Here is a 19,660-nt window from a genome sequence, read left to right as displayed (position 1 = left end):
CTTCAGCAGGGTCGCACTTATGTGCCCACCCGCCGATGCCATCCGCACCGGCGTTTGATAGACATCCACTCATGCCTCTCATCCCCGAGGAGCCTCAGATTCACGAGAGTGCCCAGGGTCCCCGCGCAACTCCGGCCGCAGGCCGCACCGCGCCGACCCCCCGTCCCGTACCCGGTCCGCGTTCCGCGGCCTCGCCGCGTCCCGGACACCCGGGCCCCGGTACCGCCCGGCCCGCACCGCCGGTGCAGCGCACGCACACCTCTGCCGGGCAGCCGCAGGCGCCCCGGTCGGAGAATCGCGCTGTGCCGCAGATCCAGCTGATCCCCGCCCCCGCCGACGGCGCGCTCGACGCCGCCGACGAGGCGGTCGACCTGCTGCTCGACTCCGGCCGCGCGCCGGGCGACGTCCTGGTACTCACCACCGGCGAGCAGCACCCGTGGGCCGCGCACGAGCTGTCCTTCGGCGAGGCCGCCTACTGGGCCCAGCACGACGCCCGCGACGACGTCTTCTACGCCGACGCCGCCGCGGTGGGACGTGCTTCGGCCCGCCCCGTGGTGGTCGTCGCGATCAACGGAGGCGCCGACGACGCAGCCGCCCGCGCGCTGCCGGCAGCGCTGGCGAAGGCGACCGCACTGTTGATCGTGTGCGGAGACCCCAAGCGGATCAACACCGTGCTCGGCACGGGCGTCTGAGCCGCACGGCCTGTACGGACCGCCTGGTCCGGTCGTGACCCGGCTGCCCACCACGTGGGCAGCCGGAGAGTGGCACCTTCAGCGTGCCGCCGTGCGCCGGAGCGCTTCAGCCGCGCCGCTCGCGGTGCGCAGCGGCAGCGGCTCGGCCTCGGCCGCACCGTCGAAGAACTGGCCGGGCGACGACGTGGAGTTGGGCCGGCGTCCGCCCCGGCCCTCGCCCAGCACCTGCCAGCCGCCGCGCGTCAGCGTGATGTACGCACCACAGCGCAGCCCATGCAGGGTGCACGCGTCCCGCAGCCCCCACATCCACGCTCCGTCCTCCTCCGTCCAACGCTCGTCGCCCTCACGGCAGTAGAGAAGCACGGCGGTACGCACGGGCGCGCGGAGACGCAGATCGTGCGGGATGACCCGGCGCAGGTGCGCCAGCAGCACGTTGCGGAACTCCCAGCCGTCCACGGGCGCGGAACGCTGGGAGAACGAAGCACTGGCAGCGAGCCGGTCCTCGTGGTCGAGCACTGCGACGACGCCTGTCGCCGGTGCCGGCACATGCCGGGTGTGCAGTCCACTGACCACTTCGCGGGGGTTGCGCAGCAGCGGTATCCCGGCTGCTGCCCACTCTGCGGGCTCGAGCATCCTGGCGAGTCGGCTGGCGGAGCCGGCCGACGTGGTGATCGAAGTGGCTGCGGACGGAGGGAATCCGAAGGTCACGGTCCTCCCTTCACATTCGCGCCCACGGTGCGGGCAGGGTCGGGTGAGGGCGCACCGCGGCACGGCCCTTCCGGACCGCGAACGGACCGTGCGGGGGAGCGTTCCAATTCTTGCTGCCTCGTGAGCATGCGGCAACGAGCAATTTGGCGCCACCGACAGGAATCGGCGGGTATGACGCTCATATCCCTGCCCATTTGCGTAGCCGGTGACCCTCCAGTCACGTCTGAATGGCAAGGACCAGCGGAAACACCCCCCGCGCACCTGCCCTGCGCAGCAGTCGCGCCGCCACCGCGAGGGTCCAGCCACTGTCCGAAAGGTCGTCCACCAGCAGAACGGGCCCGTCGGCTTCGGCCAATGTCTCAGCCAGCTGGGGAGGCACCGTGAACGCCTCGTGCAGCGCCCGCACCCGCTGGGCGCTGTTGGTGCGCGAGATCCGTGCCTCCAACGCCTCGGGCACGTACTCGACAGAGCCCAGCAGCGGCATCCTGCCGACCTCGGCGATCCGGCCGCCCAGGGATCCGACCAGCTGAGGCCTGCTGCGGGAGGCGATGGTGACCACACCGACCGGCCGAGGCGGTGCGTCCGCCGCGCCGGACGCCCAGCCGCCAGGGCCCTTGGCCCAGTCGGCGAGCACGGTCACCACGGCCTTCACCACCTCGTCCGGTACGGGACCGTCCGGAGCCTGCGCCGCGAGCATCGGCCGCAGCCGATTGCCCCAGCCGATGTCGGAAAGCCGCCCCAGCGCACGTCCCGGGAAGGGCTGCTCCCCTTCGGGGATACGGCCCTTGAGGCTGACGCCCACCGCCGCCAGCCCGGTCGGCCACATCTTGCGCGGCTCCACGTCCACACCCGGCCTGCCCAGCTCCCCGCGCGCGGCATCCAGAGCCGCCGCGGACACCTTGTCACTGAACCGGGCCCCCGAGCAGTTGTCACAGCGACCGCAAGGTGCCGCTTCCTCGTCGTCCAACTGCCGTCGCAGGAACTCCATCCGGCAGCCGGTCGACGTCGCGTAGTCACGCATCGCCTGCTGCTCGGACTCCCGCTGCCGGGCGACCCACGCATACCGCTCGGCGTCGTACGACCAGGGCTGGCCCGTGGTCGTCCAGCCGCCCTTCACCCGGCGCACCGCACCGTCGACGTCGAGGACCTTGAGCATGGTCTCCAGCCGGGTGCGCCGCAGTTCGACCAGCGGCTCCAGCGCGGGCAGCGAGAGCGGCCTGCCCGCCTGCGCCAGCACATCGAGGGTGCGTCGCACCAGCTCCTCCGGCGGGAAGGCGACCGAGGCGAAGTACTGCCAGATCGCCTCGTCCTCCTTGCCCGGCAGCAGCAGTACTTCCGCGTGCTCCACACCACGGCCCGCCCGGCCCACCTGCTGGTAGTAGGCGATGGGGGAGGAGGGCGAACCCATGTGCACGACGAAACCGAGATCTGGCTTGTCGAAGCCCATCCCGAGTGCGGATGTGGCGACGAGGGCCTTGACGCGGTTGGCGAGCAGATCCTCCTCGGCCTGCTGCCGGTCGGCGTTCTCCGTACGGCCGGTGTACGAGGCCACTGTGTGCCCGCACTGGCGCAGATATGCCGTGACCTCCTCGGCAGCCGCGACGGTGAGCGTGTAGATGATCCCGGAGCCGGGCAGCTCGCCGAGATGATCGGCGAGCCAGGCCAGCCGGTTGGCGGCATCGGGCAGCCGCAGCACACTCAGGCTGAGGCTCTCCCGGTCCAGAGCGCCACGCAGTACGAGGGCGTCCGTGCCCGCCCCCGTACCCAGCTGTTCGGCGACGTCCGCAGTCACACGGGCATTGGCCGTGGCGGTGGTGGCGAGCACCGGGACCCCGGCCGGCAGCTCCGCGAGCATGGTGCGCAGCCGTCGGTAGTCGGGCCGGAAGTCATGGCCCCAGTCGGAGATGCAGTGCGCCTCGTCCACCACCAGCAGACCGGTGGCGGCGGCCAGCTTGGGCAGCACCTGGTCACGGAAATCGGGATTGTTCAGCCGCTCGGGACTGACCAGCAGCACGTCCACCTCGCCCGCGGCCACCTCGGCCTGGACCGTGTCCCACTCCTCCGTGTTGGAGGAATTGATGGTCCGGGCGCTGATACCGGCCCGCGCCGCGGCCTCCACCTGGTTGCGCATGAGCGCGAGCAGGGGAGAGACGATCACGGTCGGTCCGCTGCCGCGCTCGCGCAGCAGCGAGGTCGCGACGAAATACACCGCAGACTTGCCCCACCCGGTCCGCTGCACGACCAGAGCCCTGCGCTTGTCCGCCACGAGCGCCTCGATCGCCCGCCACTGGTCCCCGCGCAGCCGGGCCGCACCCGTCGTGTCCGAGACGAGGCGGGCGAGTACGGAGTCGGCCGAGGCCCTGAGATCTGCGCGGTCTGCGTTGGTCATGCCCCTATGCAACCCGATGGCGCTGACAAAGCGCGAACGAAGCCGCGAGCCTGTGGATAAAGTTATCCACAGGGGTCGCGGTGCCGGAGCCGCCACGAGACCGTCGTGCCATGAACAAGCACCACGAACACACCGGTCCGACCGACGAGCAGCAGATCACCCTGCGCGGCCCTGCCGAACTGGCCGACGCCCTGCCGTACATGATGGGCTTCCATCCGAACGATTCGATCGTGCTCGTCGCGCTGCACGGCAGCCGCGGCCGCTTCGGCGGGCGGCTGAGGCTCGGCATTCCACGCTCGCCGCGCGAATGGTCGCCCGTGGCCGAACAGCTCGCGGAGTGTCTGATCGAAGGCAGCGAACGTCGCGGTTCGCGCCCCGACGGTATTGTCGTCTTCCTCTGCCAGGATCCGGCGGACGGCGAGACGAGCCGCTCTGTGATGGAGCGGCTGCGCCCGCTCGCGCAACGGCTGCGCACCGCCTGCGGCACCCTCGAGGTGCCCGTCTACGAGGCTCTCTGTATCTCCGACGGCCGTTACTGGTCCTACTGCTGCCCCGACGTGCGCTGCTGCCCGCCAGAAGGCAGTGTGCTTGCCCTGCCCGGCACTTCGGTGATGGCCGCGGCCGCCGCCTACGTGGGGGTCCAAGTGCGCGGCTCCCTGCGGGAGATGGAGGGGCGGCTCGCGCCCTGGACGACCCCGGCCGCGTCCGGCCAGGAGAAGGCGCTGGACACCGCGGGTTCCGCCCTGCTGCCCAGGATCCTGGACGGATCGGGGCGTGAGCAGGTCGCCGCGGAGACCCTCGCGCTGGCCCGCCGGCTGATGAAACGCATCGCGGAGACACCGCGGGATGGCGGCTGGGCCGAGTCGGATGTCGCGGATGACCGGCTCATCACACATGACGAGGCGGCCGCTGTGATCCTGGGCCTGCAGGACCGGGACACCCGCGACCGGGCTGCGGAATGGATGGAGGGAGCCGACGCCGAACCGGCGCTACGCCTCTGGCGGGCGCTGGCCCGCCGATGCGTCGGCCCGTACTCCGAGCACGCGGCCGCGCCGCTCACCCTCGCCGGCTGGGTCGCCTGGTCCACCGGCGACGAACCCGGCGCGCGGGTCGCCCTCGGAGTCGCCCTGCGCGTCGACCCCGAGTACGTCTTCGCCCGGCTTCTGCACCAGGCGTGCAATGAGGGCCTGGATCCGGAGGCGCTGCGCAGCTGTCTGCGCACGGACCGCGGCACACGGGCCTCCTCGGGGACCCACCGGGGCGGCGCGCGCCCGCACAGTTCGCGCCCGCAGCAGGTCCGGCCGGCGACTCGCAAGCCGGCCACCGGCAAGAAAGGGCACCCGTCCGCCGGGACCCGCCCCGGCGGCACGGCGGCCGGGAACCGCAGCCGCGCGCGCAGGCGCAGCGGCCAGCGCGGCACCAGAAGCGGGCGTTGATGCCCGTGACCCCGCCGCCTGTACGGATCAGCAGGCTCGGTCTCGGGACGGTCGAGCAGGCGGCCGACAGCCTTGAGTTGGGGGTCTGCGCCGGTGGGCGCGCAGGGCTGGGGGAACGAGTGAAGAAAGAGTCGACGCAGGTGAAGAAGGGAGTGTTTATCGTCAGGCAGACGACTATGATCGCGGCATGTCGCCCTACGACCCGTCGGCCTTTCCGCCCTTTGCTGTCACCGTCGACCTGGTCGTGCTCACTGTGCGCCGCCATGCGCTCTGCGCGCTGGTCGTACGTCGCGGAGAGCCGCCGTTTCAGGGCCGGTGGGCGCTGCCCGGCGGCTTCGTCAGGGGCGACGAGGATCTGGCGGCGGCGGCGGCCCGCGAGCTCGCCGAGGAGACCGGGCTGTGCGCGCACGACCCCGCTTCCCCGGCACCTGGCAACGGCGCGCATCTCGAGCAGCTGGCCACCTATGGCGACCCCAAGCGGGACCCTCGTATGCGGGTCGTCAGCGTCGCCCATCTGGTGCTGGCCCCGGACCTGCCCGCACCCCGCGCGGGCGGCGACGCGAATAGCGCCCGGTGGGCCCCTGTCGAGGATCTGCTGGGCCAGGAGAACGGCTTCGGCCGCGAGGAGGAGCAGCCCGCAGCGCTCGCCTTCGACCATGCGCGGATCCTGGCCGACGGGGTGGAGAGGGCGCGATCCAAGATCGAGTACTCCTCGCTGGCGACCGCCTTCTGCCCGTCGGAGTTCACCGTCGGCGAGCTGCGGCGGGTGTACGAAGCGGTCTGGGGCGTTGCTCTCGATCCCCGCAACTTCCATCGCAAGGTGACCGGCACCCCGGGCTTCCTGGTCCCGGCCGGCGGTACCACCACCCGGCAGGGCGGCCGCCCTGCCCAGCTCTTCCGGGCAGGCGGCGCCACCGTACTCAACCCGCCGATGCTGCGTCCCGAAGTCTGAGCGAGGTCTGACACCCGGGGCTCTGTCGGCTGCACCAAAAGTCGGAAATGTCACGCTATCTTGCTGCGGTACCCGCCCTGCCGCCGAGCGGTCTCACCTACCGCGAGAGAAGCGATGCTCCAGGCCATCGGACTCACCAGCACCCGCCGCCGAGAACTCCCGCCAGCCGTCGACGACCTCACCTTCGAAGCCCGGTCCGGCTCTGTCACGGCCCTTCTCGGTGTGCCTGGCTCGGGCAAGACAGCGGCGCTGCGCCTGATGCTCGAACTCGAGTCCGGCCGGGGCGTCACCTACTTCCGCGGCAGCCCCCTCCATCGCATCGCCCACCCCGCCCGCGAGGTCGGTGTGCTCCTCGGCGACGTACCGGGCCATCCCGCTCGGACGGCCAGGGGCCAGCTCCGTATGCTCTGCGCAGCCGCTGGAGTGCCCGCCTCCCGTGCCGACGAGATGCTCGAGGTTGTCGGTCTCGCGGGTCTCGCCGACCAGCGCCTCGACGCGCTCTCCCTCGGTATGGACCGCAGACTCGGGCTTGCCTCCGCCCTGTTGGGCGACCCGCAGACGCTGATCCTCGACGAGCCCTGCCGAGGCCTCTCGGCCGGTGAGAACAGTTGGCTGTACGGGCTGTTGCGCTCCCGCGCCTCGTGCGGCGGCACCGTTCTCTACACCACCAGTGATCCCAAGGGGGCCGCCCGCCTCGCCGATCGTGTCATCACCCTCGACAAGGGCCGCCTCGTTGCTGACCAGGACGCGGCAACGTTCTCCCGTACCAGGCTCCGCCCCCGCGTCGCCGTCCGCACCCCGCACGCCGCCCGCCTCGCCGCCGCCGTCGCCCGCGAGGCACGCGCCGCCCAGCGCTCCGTCGAAGTGGTCACCGAGGAGGGCAGCCTCCTCTCCGTCTACGGCAGCAGCTGCGCCGAGATCGGCGAAACCGCCTTCCGGCACGGTGTACTCGTCCACCGGCTCAGCGACGAGATCGGCGACACAGGTCCGGCAGCGGCGCCCGCACCTGACTCCGCACCTGACGCCACGCCTGCCCGCGAGGCCCAGAAACGGCCCGTCCCGGCCGCGGCGGAGCACCCCGGTCCTAAGTCTCTCCCGCCCCCGCCGCGCCCCGTACGCAGCCCCCTGAGGCCGCTGCGCTATGAAATCCGCCGTCTCCTCGGAGTCCGGACCGCGGCGCTGATCGCGGCGGCCGCGCTCGTCGCCTCCCTCGCCCTCTGCGTCCTGCTCGCCCGCATCGGCGACGCCCCGCTGCCGGCCCTGCTCGCCGCCTGGCCCGAATACCTCCCGCTGCCGCCCGCCGCCTTCGGGGCCGGCCTGGTCGGGGCGCTCTCCTACGGTGAGGAGTTCCGCTATCCGGCGCTCGCCGCCGCCCGCGGCACCGTTCCCCGCCGCCTCGGCCTCCTCCTCGCCAAACTCACGGTGACCTCCGTGTTCGCCCTGCTGCTCGCGCTCCTCGTTGCGGTGGCCGACGCCCAGGCCCTCCGCCTTGTGTATGGCACCGACATGACTCCCGCCCCGCGGAACTGGTCTGCTCTGGTGGCCAGTTGGGGCGGGCTCGCGGTGGGCTGCGCCTGGGCCGGGCTGCTCGCCGCCGGAGTCTTCCGGGTCACAGCCGCCGGAGTGGCCGCGGTACTCGCCGTACCGGTCCTCGTCGCCCCCCTCGTGCAGACGGCGCTCGTCGTTCCGCCGGCACGTTCGATTGCCGGACTTCCCGGCAGGCTGCGCGAGCTGGCCTGGGTACAGCTGCCGCAGCAGGCCGACCGTTGGCTGATGGCCGCCGTACGCCTCGTCGCCCAACCCTTCGGCGCGGCACTGGCGTTGTCACTCTCGGCCCTGATCTGCGCATATCTGTTCACGGGCCTTCGTCGCAGGCCACGTTGGTGATCATGATCGACCGGGTCTCGACGAAGTGTTCGCAACTCCCTTGAAGGCGCCCGTTTCTTTCCGATAAGGCGTCAATTGCGAGGCGAGCGCCGATCACCCTTTCGTGTGCTTTTCACCAAAGACCTCAAGGGCCACGGGAGCCGCGCCGACAAAGGATGCGTGAGTACCCTTGCGCACACCATGATGACCGCCGCCCGCCCCGCCGAGTCCGGCCTCGCCGGCCCGGGCGAACTCGATCGATACCCCTACGCGGAGTCGCCCGGCGCCGACCGCGTCGGCCCACCCTCCTGGGACGGCGCCGACGTCGAGTTGGGCCGGGTCGGCCGCCGCACGGCAGGCAGCCGCGGCCGCGGACTGCACGGCCAACTCGTCCAGCAACTTGGCCAGATGATCGTCTCGGGGGACCTCGGCGCGGACCGCCCGCTCGTCCCCGAGGAGATCGGCCAGCGCTTCGAGGTCTCCCGCACCGTCGTCCGTGAATCCCTACGCGTTCTCGAGGCCAAGGGCCTGGTCAGCGCCCGCCCCAATGTCGGCACCCGGGTCCGTCCGGTCAGCGACTGGAATCTGCTGGACCCCGACATCATCGAGTGGCGTGCCTTCGGCCCGCAGCGGGACGATCAGCGTCGGGAGCTGGGCGAGCTGCGGTGGACCATCGAGCCCCTCGCCGCGCGCCTCGCTGCAGGTCACGGGCGTGAGGACGTTCAGCAGCGGCTCGGCGACATGGTCGAGATCATGGGCCACTCCCTCGCCCAGGGGGACGGGGTCACGTTCTCGCGGGCCGACGCGGAGTTCCACTCCCTCCTCATCCAGCTCGCCGGCAACCGCATGCTCGAGCACCTCTCCGGCATCGTCTCCGCCGCCCTCCAGGTCTCCGGCGGCCCGGTCACCGGCTGTGACCGCCCTACCGAGGTCTCTCTGGCCCACCATGCGCGGATCGCCGACGCACTCGCCACCGGCGACCCGCACGCTGCCGAGTCGGCCATGCGCCAACTGCTCACCGCTCACTCAGAGGTGGAGCGAGTCGTGCCTGCGCCGCGCGAGCACTGACCGCAGGGCGCGGCCAGGGAGTACGGAGGCGTACGCATCGCGTGTCGCCGGATTCCATGGGGATCCGGCGACACGATTATGTGGCGAACGCCCTCTCTGGCCGTTTTGTTGTAAATGAGGTGTGACTCGGGCCACGTGGATTGGGCGTAACACTCCTCGAAACAACGCGATGACCTAAGAGGTGACAGCCGAGGAGGGAATACAGCAGCCATACACGGCGCTGTGCAGCTCCGAGGTTTCATCCCGCGCCACCGGCACATCCGCAGCCCGGTGGTCGTCGGCTCCGGCCCGATCATGGCTGGGGCCGGAAGCCGTTTTCCATCGTTCCGAGAGGTTGTTCGTGTCGGCCAGCACATCCCGTACGCTCCCGCCGGAGATCGCCGAGTCCGAGTCTGTGATGGCGCTCATCGAGCGGGGAAAGGCTGATGGGCAGATCGCCGGCGATGACGTGCGTCGGGCCTTCGAGGCTGACCAGATTCCGCCAACCCAGTGGAAGAATGTTCTGCGCAGCCTCAACCAGATCCTCGAGGAAGAGGGTGTGACGCTGATGGTCAGTGCCGCGGAGTCGCCGAAGCGCGCCCGCAAGAGCGTCGCAGCGAAGAGCCCGGCAAAGCGCACCGCCACCAAGACCGTCGCGGCCAAGACCGCCACGGCGAAGAGCGTCGCGGCCACCGCGGCGTCGACGGCCGAGACCGCCGACGTTCCGGCCGACGAGGCTTCGGCGACAGCGCCTGCCAAGAAGGCGGCCGCCAAGAAGACGGCGGCCAAGAAGGCGGTGGCGAAGAAGACCGCCGCCAAGAAGACCGTGGCCAAGAAGACCGCGGGCAAGAAGGACGCCGACGAGGCCGCCGAGGGCGAAGAGCTGCCCGATGAGGCCCAGTCCGGTGGAAAGGGTGAGGAGGAAGAGGCCGAGGGCGAGAACAAGGGCTTCGTCCTCTCCGACGACGACGAGGACGACGCGCCTGCCCAGCAGGTCGCCGTCGCCGGCGCCACCGCTGACCCGGTCAAGGACTACCTCAAGCAGATCGGCAAGGTCCCGCTCCTCAACGCCGAGCAGGAGGTCGAGCTCGCCAAGCGCATCGAGGCGGGTCTGTTCGCCGAGGATAAGCTGGCGAACTCCGACAAGCTCGCGCCGAAGCTCAAGCGCGAGCTGGAGATCATCGCCGAGGACGGCCGCCGAGCCAAGAACCACCTGCTCGAGGCCAACCTCCGACTGGTCGTCTCGCTCGCCAAGCGCTACACCGGTCGCGGCATGCTCTTCCTGGACCTGATCCAGGAGGGCAACCTCGGTCTGATCCGCGCGGTCGAGAAGTTCGACTACACCAAGGGCTACAAGTTCTCCACGTACGCCACCTGGTGGATCCGTCAGGCGATCACCCGAGCCATGGCCGACCAGGCCCGCACCATCCGTATCCCGGTGCACATGGTCGAGGTCATCAACAAGCTCGCGCGCGTGCAGCGCCAGATGCTCCAGGACCTGGGCCGTGAGCCCACCCCGGAGGAGCTGGCCAAGGAACTCGACATGACCCCCGAGAAGGTCATCGAGGTCCAGAAGTACGGCCGCGAGCCGATCTCGCTGCACACCCCGCTCGGCGAGGACGGCGACAGCGAGTTCGGTGACCTGATCGAGGACTCCGAGGCGGTCGTGCCGGCCGACGCGGTCAGCTTCACGCTTCTGCAGGAGCAGCTGCACTCGGTGCTCGACACCCTGTCCGAGCGTGAGGCGGGTGTCGTCTCCATGCGCTTCGGTCTCACGGACGGCCAGCCGAAGACCCTGGACGAGATCGGCAAGGTCTACGGCGTGACGCGTGAGCGCATCCGTCAGATCGAGTCCAAGACCATGTCGAAGCTGCGTCACCCGTCGCGTTCGCAGGTTCTGCGCGACTACCTCGACTAGGTCGTCACAGCAGTACGCGGTATGTCGGCCGAGGGCCCGGATCCTGTGAGGGAACCGGGCCCTCGGCGTGTGCGCGGGTGCGGGCGGCGGCGCCCTGGCTGACTCTGAGTGGACGGAATTCACCCAGAGTCAGGAGGCCGTATGCGGCGACCCATCGTTCGAGCCCTGATCATGGCGTCGGCCCTGATCGCAGCGGCGGCCGTGGCGCCGTTTGCTTCGCCCCATCTCGCGGCCGCAGACAGCGTGGTCATCGGCGGCTATCCGGCAAAGGCCGCCGACAGCCCGTGGGTGGTGGCGCTGTCCAGCCGTGACCGGTTCGGCGGAACGCGAGCAGGTCAGTTCTGCGGCGGTGTGGTGGTGTCGCCGACGAAGGTCATGACGGCCGCCCACTGTCTGAGCCGGACCGTACTCGGCGTGGATGTGCGCGACGTGCGTGACCTGGCGGTCCTCGCGGGGCGCACGCAGCTGCTCGGCGCGGGAGGCAGGGAGATCCGGGTGAGCGACGCCCGGGTCGCGCCGACGTACAACTCGCAGACGAACAGCCCGGACGTGGCGGTGTTGACGCTGGCCGAGGCGTTGCCCGCCTCCCAGGTGATCCCCCTGGCCGGCGCCGGCGACCCGGCGTACGAGCCGGGTACGAGCGCCACCGTGTACGGCTGGGGCGATACGACGGGGAACGCCAGCTACGCGTTCTCCCTGCGCGCCGCGCGCGTGACGGTGCTGTCGGACGCTGTCTGCGGGCAGGCCTATCCCGGGGGTCTGGGCGGAAAGTATCTGAAGTCCACGATGCTCTGCGCCGGAGACCCGCAGGGCGGTCGTGACGCCTGTCAGGGGGACAGTGGAGGCCCGCTGGTGGCTCGCGGGCGGCTCGTCGGACTGGTCTCCTGGGGCGGCGGCTGCGGCCGGGCCGACAGCCCCGGGGTGTACACGCGGATCTCAGCGGTGGCCTCTTCGTAGGCCGCCCCCGCCGGGATCGCCGACGCCGCGGCAGTCACGCTATGAGAGCGGGCGGCCGCCCCTGGTATTCAGGGGCGGCCGCCCGTCAGCCGATCCTGGACCGGCCTTGGCTCGTCGTGGATGCGAGGTGTCAGTGTTCCTCTTCACCAACGCTGGCCGGCACGGCCGTCAGTCGGTCGGTCTCATCCTGTATTTCCGCGGCGATCTTCTTGAGTTCCGGCTCGAACTTGCGCCCATGGTGGGCGCAGAAGAGCAGTTCACCGCCGCTGCTCAGGACGACGCGCAGATAAGCCTGGGCGCCGCAGCGGTCGCAGCGGTCAGCGGCCGTCAGTGGGCTCGCGGGGGTCAGAACAGTAGTCACGTCGCCTCTTCTCTAGCTCGACGAGCTGTCGTACCAGGGTCAACATCCAACCAGGCCGAAAACGTTCCCGCTCGTGGCTTCTCCTGGAAACTTCTTTCCCAAGGTGGCTGTCTGCTGCCGGTTGGCGGCGAATGAACCGTATTGCTTCGCTCTACGGATTTCGCGTTGCTTGTCTCTATTGGCCCTCCCGGCTGGGTTGCCGGTTGTTCATGAGGACGTGCCCGGAGCCTAAATGGTTCATGCCTGGAAGGGAACGTGATGTGCACGTCACTCCATCGAGGGATCGAACATGCATGCGAAGCTGGACTAGCATGAGAAATCAATAGGGTGGCGTTACATCGGCTCTACCAGGCCTCGGTACCCTCTGAGCGTCGACCGACGCCGGCCCCTTACCCCACTGGGCCACATCTCAAATTCAGCGAGGAGCGAACCGCGTGACCGCCGAAACGTCCGCGCCGTCCACAGTGCTGCTGACAGCAGACCGTGACGGTTCCAACTACACAGCGCGGCACCTGCTCGTACTCGAGGGGCTCGAGGCGGTCCGCAAGCGCCCGGGCATGTACATCGGGTCCACCGACAGCCGCGGCCTGATGCACTGCCTCTGGGAGATCATCGACAACTCCGTGGACGAAGCCCTCGGCGGCCACTGCGACCACATCGAGGTGATCCTTCACGAGGACGGATCCGTCGAGGTCAAGGACAACGGCCGAGGCATCCCTGTCGATATCGAGCCCAAGACCGGGCTCTCCGGTGTCGAGGTCGTGATGACCAAGCTGCATGCCGGCGGAAAGTTCGGCGGCGGCTCGTACGCCGCGTCGGGCGGACTGCACGGCGTGGGCGCCTCCGTCGTCAACGCCCTCTCCGCGCGCCTCGACGTCGAGGTCGACCGCGGGAGCGCGACCCACCTGATCAGCTTCCGCCGCGGTGTCCCCGGCATCTTCACCGAGGCGGGACCCGACGCGCCCTTCGACCCGGGGAACGGGCTGCTCAAGGGCAAGCGGGTGCCCAAGGCCCGCACCGGCACGCGCGTACGGTACTGGGCCGACCGGCAGATCTTCCTCAAGGACGCCAAGCTCTCACTGGACAACCTCCACCAGCGCGCCCGCCAGACCGCCTTCCTGGTGCCCGGGCTGACGATCGTGGTCCGGGACGAGCGGGACCTGGAGGGCGCGGGCAAGAGCGAGGAGATCTTCCGCTTCGACGGCGGCATCAGCGAGTTCTGCGAGTACCTGGCCCAGGACAAGGCGGTCTGCGATGTGCAGCGCCTGACCGGGCAGGGCACCTTCAAGGAGACCGTCCCGGTCCTCGACGACCGCGGTCATATGACGCCCACCGAGGTCACCCGCGAGCTCGCCGTCGACATTGCCCTCCGCTGGGGCACGGGATACGACACCGCGGTCAAGTCCTTCGTCAACATCATCGCCACCCCCAAGGGCGGCACCCATGTGACCGGCTTCGAGCGCTCCATCACCAAGACGATGAACGAGGTGCTGCGCTCGGCCAAGCTGCTGCGCGTCGCCGAGGACGACATCGTCAAGGACGACGCCCTGGAGGGTCTCACCGCGGTCGTCACGGTCCGGCTGGCGGAGCCGCAGTTCGAGGGCCAGACCAAGGAGGTGCTGGGCACCTCGGCGGCCAACAGGATCGTCGCCAACGTCGTCGCCAAGGAGCTCAAGGCGTTCCTGACCTCCACCAAGCGCGACGACAAGGCGCAGGCCCGTGCGGTGATGGAGAAGGCCGTTGCCGCCGCCCGTACGCGCATCGCGGCCCGTCAGCACAAGGACGCGCAGCGCCGTAAGACCGCGCTGGAGACCTCCTCGCTGCCGGCCAAGCTCGCCGACTGCCGCAGCGACGACGTGGAGCGCAGCGAGCTCTTCATCGTCGAGGGGGACTCCGCACTCGGCACCGCCAAGCTCGCGCGGAACAGCGAGTTCCAGGCGCTTCTGCCGATCCGCGGCAAGATCCTGAACGTCCAGAAGGCGTCCGTCACGGACATGCTCAAGAACGCCGAGTGCGGCGCGATCATCCAGGTCATAGGAGCGGGGTCCGGGCGGACCTTCGACATCGACGCCGCCCGCTACGGCAAGATCGTCCTGCTGGTCGACGCCGACGTCGACGGCGCCCACATCCGCATCCTGCTGCTCACGCTCTTCCAGCGCTATATGCGGCCGATGGTGGAGGCGGGCCGGGTGTTCGCCGCCGTGCCGCCGCTGCACCGGATCGAGCTGGTCCAGCCCAAGAAGGGCCAGGACAAGTACGTGTACACGTACTCCGACAGCGAGCTGCGGCAGACGCTGCTGGAGTTCCAGCGCAAGGGGGTCCGTTTCAAGGACTCCATCCAGCGCTACAAGGGCCTCGGCGAGATGGACGCCGACCAGCTGGCGGAGACCACGATGGACCCGCGCCACCGCACGCTGCGCCGGATCAACATCGGCGACCTGGACTCCTCCGAGCAGGTCTTCGACCTGCTGATGGGCAATGAGGTCGCGCCCCGCAAGGAGTTCATCACCAGCTCGGCGGCGACGCTGGACCGCTCGCGGATCGACGCCTGACGGCGCCCCCGCCACCCAGGGGTGGAGCCGCAGGCTCCACCCCTGGTCCGATCCCGGGTCCGGCTCCTACCGCCTGGGACTCGCGCAGCCAACCGGGACAAGCATCACCTGATGGGGTGAAGACGGGCAGGAGAAGAGTCCGGGATCTTCCCACTCTGTCCATCCTTGGGCATGCGAGCTGAAACGGTTCGCTGACAAGGAGAGCTGATCGGTGGAGAAGCAGGAAGGGCGGGACGCCGCTGCGGTGCGGCTCGACGACCCGTGGTACGACGCGCTGGCCTCCGGCTGGGGCGAGCTGGACGGCACGGGCGCCCCCACGCCCGTCGTGCCGGACCCGCGCGCGAACCGGGAGAATGCCGGACCGGGCGCGGCCGACATCTATCTGGAAGTGCAGCGCAGCGCCGCCTTCCAGGAGGTGCGCAGCCGCTACCGGAGGTTCGTCGGCCCCGCCGTTCTCGCCTTCCTCGTCTGGTACTTGGCGTATGTCGTCGCGGCGACCGCCGCTCCCGGCCTGATGGCCCGGCCGGTGGCGGGAGCGGTGAACGTGGCGATGGTCGCGGGCCTCGGACAGTTCCTCACCACCTTCCTGCTGACCTGGGCGTACGCACGCCATGCCCGGCTGCGAAGGGACCGCGCGGCCCTGGATCTGCGCTGGACCGTGTATGACCAGACGAGGGCACAGGAGACGGCACGAGGGACCGAGCGTTGAGCGACGACCACCAGACCCTGACGCTGCTGCTGTTCAGCGCGTTCATCGCGGTCACTCTCGGCATCACCAGCTGGGTGGGCCACAACAGGCGTGGCTCGGCAGAGGAGTTCTACGTCGGCGGGCGGCTCTTCTCCCCCATGGAGAACGGGTTCGCCATCGCCGGCGACTACATGTCCGCCGCATCCTTCCTCGGAATCTCCGGCCTCATCGCCCTGTTCGGCTACGACGGGATGCTCTATTCCGTGGGCTTCCTGGTCGCCTGGCTGGTGGTTCTGTTCCTCGTTGCCGAACTCGTGCGCAACTGCGGTCGGTTCACCCTCGCCGATGTCGTTGCCTCGAGGATGAGAGAGCGGCCTGTCCGTATCGCCGCGGGAACTTCTTCGGTCACCGTGTCCGTTCTCTATCTGGTGGCGCAGATGGTGGGAGCCGGGAGCCTGGTCGCGCTGCTGCTCGGTGGTACGAGCGAGGCCGCGCGCTCGTGGACCGTGATCGGCGTGGGTGCCCTAATGGTGATCTATGTGTCGTTGGGAGGGATGCGAGCCACCACCTGGATCCAGATCGTGAAGGCCGTGCTGCTGATGGCGGGCGCGATCGTGATGACCGTGCTCGTACTGACGCGCTTCCACGGCGACTTCAACCAACTGCTCAACACCGCAGCCGAACGCAGCGGCCACGGCAAGGACTTCCTCTCGCCCGGCCTCAAGTACGGCGGGGACTGGACCGCGCGCCTCGACTTCATCAGCCTCGGACTGGCGCTGGTTCTGGGCACGGCCGGCCTGCCGCACATCCTGTCCCGCTTCTACACCGTGCCGACCGCGCGGGCCGCCCGCCGCTCGGTCATCTGGTCGATCGGTCTCATCGGCAGCTTCTATCTGATGACGATCGTGCTCGGCTTCGGTGCGGCTGCGGTGGTCGGCACCGACGAGGTGCGGAAGTCGAACGCCGCAGGGAACACCGCGGTTCCGCTGCTCGCGCTGGACCTCGGCGGAGGAGCGGGATCCACGGGTGGCACCGTTCTCTTCGCGGTGGTCGCGGCCGTGGCCTTCGCGACGATCCTTGCCGTCGTCGCCGGAATCACCCTCGCCTCCTCCGCCTCCGTCGCCCACGATCTGTACGCCTCGCTCCGCCGACGCCACGCCAGACAGCACAGTGAGGTAGCGGTCGCCCGTCTCGCCGCGGCCGGCATCGGCGTGGCCGCCATCGCGCTCGGCCTGCTCGCCCGGGACCTGAACGTCGCGTTCCTGGTGGGCCTGGCCTTCGCGGTCGCCGCCTCCGCCAATCTGCCGGTACTGCTCTACTCGCTGTTCTGGCGGAACTTCACCACGCGTGGGGCGGTCTGGTCGGTGTACGGAGGGCTGGTCCCGGCCCTGCTCCTGGTGGTGCTTTCGCCGGTCGTCTCGGGCAGCCCGGAGGCGCTGTTCCCAGGTGTGGACTTTCATGTCTTCCCGCTGCAGAACCCCGGCCTGGTCTCCATTCCGCTGGGTTTCCTGGCGGGCTGGATCGGCACCGCGACCTCGGCGGAGCAGCCGGACGGGGCGAAGCACGCGGAGACGGAGGTGCGGGCGCTGACAGGTGCGGGAGCGGTGTGAGCCCGGGTACGCCTGGGGCCGTTTTGTCGTCAATCGCCGTACGGGCCTGAAGGCGGCTGGGCGGGCTTGAAAGCTGGCCCGGACGGGCTTGATGTTGCGGGCCGCCGTGGCTCAACAATCAGGCGCGCGAGGACCACACGTACCGGTGCTCCGGACGGCCGGTCTCGCCGTACTTGAGACTGAGCCGCACCCTGCTTGTCCGCTCCAGCAGCTTCAGATAGCGCTGCGCGGTCTGCCGGCTCACGCCCGCCCGTTCTGCGATCTCCTGGGTGGAGAGCGGCCCCTCGGCGGCCAGCAGCACCTGGCGTACCAGCTCGGCGGTGGTCGGCGAGTGGCCCTTGGGCAGGTCGGGCGCGACGGATCCGGCCGACAGGGCCCCGAACATACGGTCCACCTCCGCCTGTTCCGCCTCGCCACCGCCCTCCAGAGTGCGGCGCAGCATGGAATACGCCTCCAACTTGGCACGCAGACCAGCGAAGTTGAACGGTTTCACCAGATACTGCAGCGCGCCATGGCGCATCGCCGCCTGAACGGTGGCGACATCACGCGCCGCTGTCACCATGATCACGTCGGTCTGATGGCCGAGCCGACGCAGCTCCCGTACGACCGCAAGACCGTTCCCGTCCGGCAGATAGTGGTCGAGCAGGATCAGATCCACCGGCCTGTCGGCGATCCGGGCGAGCGCCTCGGCGGCCGAGTGCGCCGTCGCGGAGACCCGGAAGCCCGGCACTTTGGACACATAGGCCGCGTTGATCTCCGCGACCCGGACTCGTCGTCCACCACCAGTACGTCGATCAGGTCCTTGGCCGCCTGTTCGGCACGTCCCTCGGTCATCGCGCCCCCTCGGCGGTAGCCAGCCCCGGCTCGGTCAGCGCCTCCGGGAGTACGACGGTGAATTCGGCGCCCCCGCCCGCCGCGTCGCGTACTCGCGCGCTGCCGCCCTGCCGCTCCGCGAGCCTGCGCACCATCGCCAGCCCGAGGCCGCGCTTGCCGTGGACCGGAAGTTCCTTGGTGGACCAGCCCTCAGTGAAGATCAACTCTTGCTGCTCGGGCGGGACTCCGGGACCGCTGTCCGCGATCCGCAGCACGGCCGTACGGCCCTCCGTACGAAGCTCGATCTCGATCCGCGGGTCGTCCGAGCCGACGGCCGCGTCCAGAGCGTTGTCCACGAGATTGCCGACGACCGTCACCAGACCGCGCGGGTCCACCAGCCGGTCCGGCAGCAGCGTGCCGGGCGCGATACGCAGCGATACGCCCCGCTCCGCCGCCACCGTCGCCTTGCCCACCAGCAGCGCGGCGAGCAGCGGGTCGTGGATTTTTTCGGTGATCTGCTCCGCGGTGGCCCGGTGCACCCCGACCACCTCGGTGACGAACTCCACCGCGTCCTCGTGCATCTCCAGCTCGAGGAGCCCGAGCAGGGTGTGCATCCGGTTGGCGTGCTCATGGTCCTGCGCCCGCAGGGCGTCGATCAGGCCGCGGGTGGAGTCCAGCTCGCGGCCCAGCTGCTCCAGCTCGGTGCGGTCGCGCAGGGTGGCGACGGCACCGCCGTCGTCGGTCGGCATCCGGTTGGCGATCAGCACCCGGCTGCCCTGCACGGTCAGCAGGTCCTCGCCGGTGACCCGGCCCGCCAGTACATCGGTGGTGCGGCCGTCGCCGAGGACCTCGTCGAGCGGCAGCCCCATCGCCTCGTCGCCCAGGCCGAGCAGCCGCTGTGCCTCATCGTTCATCAGCCGGATCCTGCCCGTGGCGTCGAGCGCCACGACTCCTTCCCGGATGCCGTGCAGCATCGCCTCGCGCTCCGCCAGCAGAGCGGAGATATCGGAGAAGGCCAGGTCGTGGGTCTGCCGCTGGAGCCTGCGGGAGATCAGATAGGCGGCCAGGGCTCCGACGGCCAGGGCCCCGCCGGCATATGCGAGCAGTCCCGGGATCGCCGCCAGCAGCCTGGCGCGCACGCTGTCGTACTCGATACCGACCGACACCGCGCCGACGATCGTGCCGCTTCTGTCTCGCAGCGGCACCTTCCCGCGGGCGGATCGGCCGAGCGTTCCGCTGTCGATCTCCAGCACCTCGTTGCCCGCGAGGGCGTCGCTGGGATCGGTGGAGACGACCCGGCCGATCTGCTCGGGGGCGGTGTGGGACCAGCGCACGCCACGCCTGTCCATGATCACGACATACTCGGCGCCGGTCGCCTGTCGTATCCGCTCGGCCTTGGCCTGAACCGGACCACCGGCCGTCGGCCGTGAGCCGAGCAGCTCGTCGGCGACTTCCGGGGAAGCGGTGGTCTGGGCGATGGCGAGCGCCCGGCGCATCGCCTGATCGTCGAGCTGTGCGCTGAGTGGGGCGAGGAAGAGGCCGGTGGCCAGCACAGTGACACCGGTGGCGATGGCCAGCTGCATCAGCAGGACCTGGGAGAAGACCCGCTGCGGCCAGCCGAACCGCCGGCGCCGGGCGGGAGCGGTCGGTACGGGACTCATGCCTAGGAAC

At 70.0% G+C, this 19,660-nt stretch carries 14 protein-coding genes and 1 pseudogene; 10 read left to right on the top strand and 5 right to left on the bottom strand.

The genetic code is table 11. From position 1 onward, the window contains the following. The first annotated feature begins 71 nt into the window (after nucleotides 1-71). Nucleotides 72-692 carry a hypothetical protein gene (locus AB0D12_RS28810; protein ID WP_362688863.1) on the top strand — a complete coding sequence of 207 codons (621 nt, stop codon included), beginning with the start codon at nucleotides 72-74 and terminating at the stop codon, nucleotides 690-692. A 78-nt stretch (nucleotides 693-770) separates the two neighbouring features. On the opposite strand, the gene AB0D12_RS28805 is transcribed toward AB0D12_RS28810, so the two are convergent. Both AB0D12_RS28805 and AB0D12_RS28800 read right to left on the bottom strand, forming a co-directional pair. Beyond that, entirely contained in the window at nucleotides 771-1,400 is a 630-nt protein-coding gene (locus tag AB0D12_RS28805; RefSeq protein ID WP_362688860.1) for a hypothetical protein, read from the bottom strand. Nucleotides 1,401-1,617: 217 nt separating this feature from the next. Beyond that, nucleotides 1,618-3,789, bottom strand: coding sequence for a RecQ family ATP-dependent DNA helicase (locus AB0D12_RS28800; RefSeq protein WP_362688857.1), 2,172 nt, complete (start codon nucleotides 3,787-3,789; stop codon nucleotides 1,618-1,620). A gap of 110 nt (nucleotides 3,790-3,899) precedes the next feature. On the opposite strand from AB0D12_RS28800, the gene AB0D12_RS28795 reads away from it, so the two are divergent. From AB0D12_RS28795 to AB0D12_RS28770, 6 genes are all read left to right on the top strand, one after another. Next, a complete protein-coding gene (locus AB0D12_RS28795) occupies nucleotides 3,900-5,225 on the top strand; it encodes a DUF4192 domain-containing protein (RefSeq protein WP_362688854.1) in 1,326 nt (441 codons plus the stop codon). Nucleotides 5,226-5,412: 187 nt separating this feature from the next. After that, complete coding sequence (locus AB0D12_RS28790; protein ID WP_327326499.1) at nucleotides 5,413-6,177, top strand: NUDIX domain-containing protein; 765 nt, start codon at nucleotides 5,413-5,415, stop codon at nucleotides 6,175-6,177. A 114-nt stretch (nucleotides 6,178-6,291) separates the two neighbouring features. Then, the gene (locus AB0D12_RS28785; protein ID WP_362688851.1) at nucleotides 6,292-8,064 is read left to right on the top strand and encodes an ABC transporter ATP-binding protein; all 1,773 of its coding nucleotides are present in this window, start codon (nucleotides 6,292-6,294) and stop codon (nucleotides 8,062-8,064) included. A gap of 159 nt (nucleotides 8,065-8,223) precedes the next feature. Continuing rightward, the gene (locus tag AB0D12_RS28780) at nucleotides 8,224-9,111 is read left to right on the top strand and encodes a FadR/GntR family transcriptional regulator (protein ID WP_362688848.1); all 888 of its coding nucleotides are present in this window, start codon (nucleotides 8,224-8,226) and stop codon (nucleotides 9,109-9,111) included. 340 nt (nucleotides 9,112-9,451) lie between these two features. Further along, nucleotides 9,452-11,008: an RNA polymerase sigma factor gene (locus tag AB0D12_RS28775; RefSeq protein ID WP_362688845.1), complete on the top strand. Its 1,557-nt coding sequence runs from the start codon at nucleotides 9,452-9,454 to the stop codon at nucleotides 11,006-11,008. Between the two features lie 141 nt (nucleotides 11,009-11,149). After that, nucleotides 11,150-11,965 carry a serine protease gene (locus AB0D12_RS28770; protein WP_362688842.1) on the top strand — a complete coding sequence of 272 codons (816 nt, stop codon included), beginning with the start codon at nucleotides 11,150-11,152 and terminating at the stop codon, nucleotides 11,963-11,965. A 130-nt stretch (nucleotides 11,966-12,095) separates the two neighbouring features. On the opposite strand, the gene AB0D12_RS28765 is transcribed toward AB0D12_RS28770, so the two are convergent. Next, a complete protein-coding gene (locus AB0D12_RS28765) occupies nucleotides 12,096-12,326 on the bottom strand; it encodes a hypothetical protein (RefSeq protein ID WP_326653069.1) in 231 nt (76 codons plus the stop codon). 434 nt (nucleotides 12,327-12,760) lie between these two features. Here AB0D12_RS28765 and AB0D12_RS28760 point away from each other — a divergent pair, with 434 nt between their 5' ends. From AB0D12_RS28760 to AB0D12_RS28750, 3 genes are all read left to right on the top strand, one after another. Further along, the gene (locus tag AB0D12_RS28760; protein ID WP_362688839.1) at nucleotides 12,761-14,878 is read left to right on the top strand and encodes a DNA topoisomerase IV subunit B; all 2,118 of its coding nucleotides are present in this window, start codon (nucleotides 12,761-12,763) and stop codon (nucleotides 14,876-14,878) included. Between the two features lie 211 nt (nucleotides 14,879-15,089). Further along, complete coding sequence (locus tag AB0D12_RS28755) at nucleotides 15,090-15,587, top strand: DUF485 domain-containing protein (RefSeq protein ID WP_362688836.1); 498 nt, start codon at nucleotides 15,090-15,092, stop codon at nucleotides 15,585-15,587. Further along, on the top strand, nucleotides 15,584-17,176 hold the full coding sequence (locus AB0D12_RS28750) for a cation acetate symporter (protein WP_362688833.1): 1,593 nt from the start codon (nucleotides 15,584-15,586) through the stop codon (nucleotides 17,174-17,176). Before AB0D12_RS28755 ends, AB0D12_RS28750 begins: the two co-directional genes overlap by 4 nt. Before the next feature lie 118 nt (nucleotides 17,177-17,294). Here the strand turns inward: AB0D12_RS28750 and AB0D12_RS28745 are convergent. Beyond that, a pseudogene (locus AB0D12_RS28745) lies at nucleotides 17,295-17,974 on the bottom strand (response regulator). Between the two features lie 32 nt (nucleotides 17,975-18,006). Then, nucleotides 18,007-19,650 (bottom strand): sensor histidine kinase, encoded by a 1,644-nt coding sequence (locus tag AB0D12_RS28740; protein ID WP_362688830.1) that lies wholly within the window; start codon nucleotides 19,648-19,650, stop codon nucleotides 18,007-18,009. Nucleotides 19,651-19,660: the final 10 nt, after the last annotated feature.

The organism is Streptomyces sp. NPDC048479 (assembly GCF_040651435.1).
In the GTDB taxonomy this organism is placed as follows: domain Bacteria; phylum Actinomycetota; class Actinomycetes; order Streptomycetales; family Streptomycetaceae; genus Streptomyces.
The sequence above is the reverse complement of the archived record's forward strand: the minus strand, read 5'-3'. Positions and strand labels throughout refer to the sequence as shown.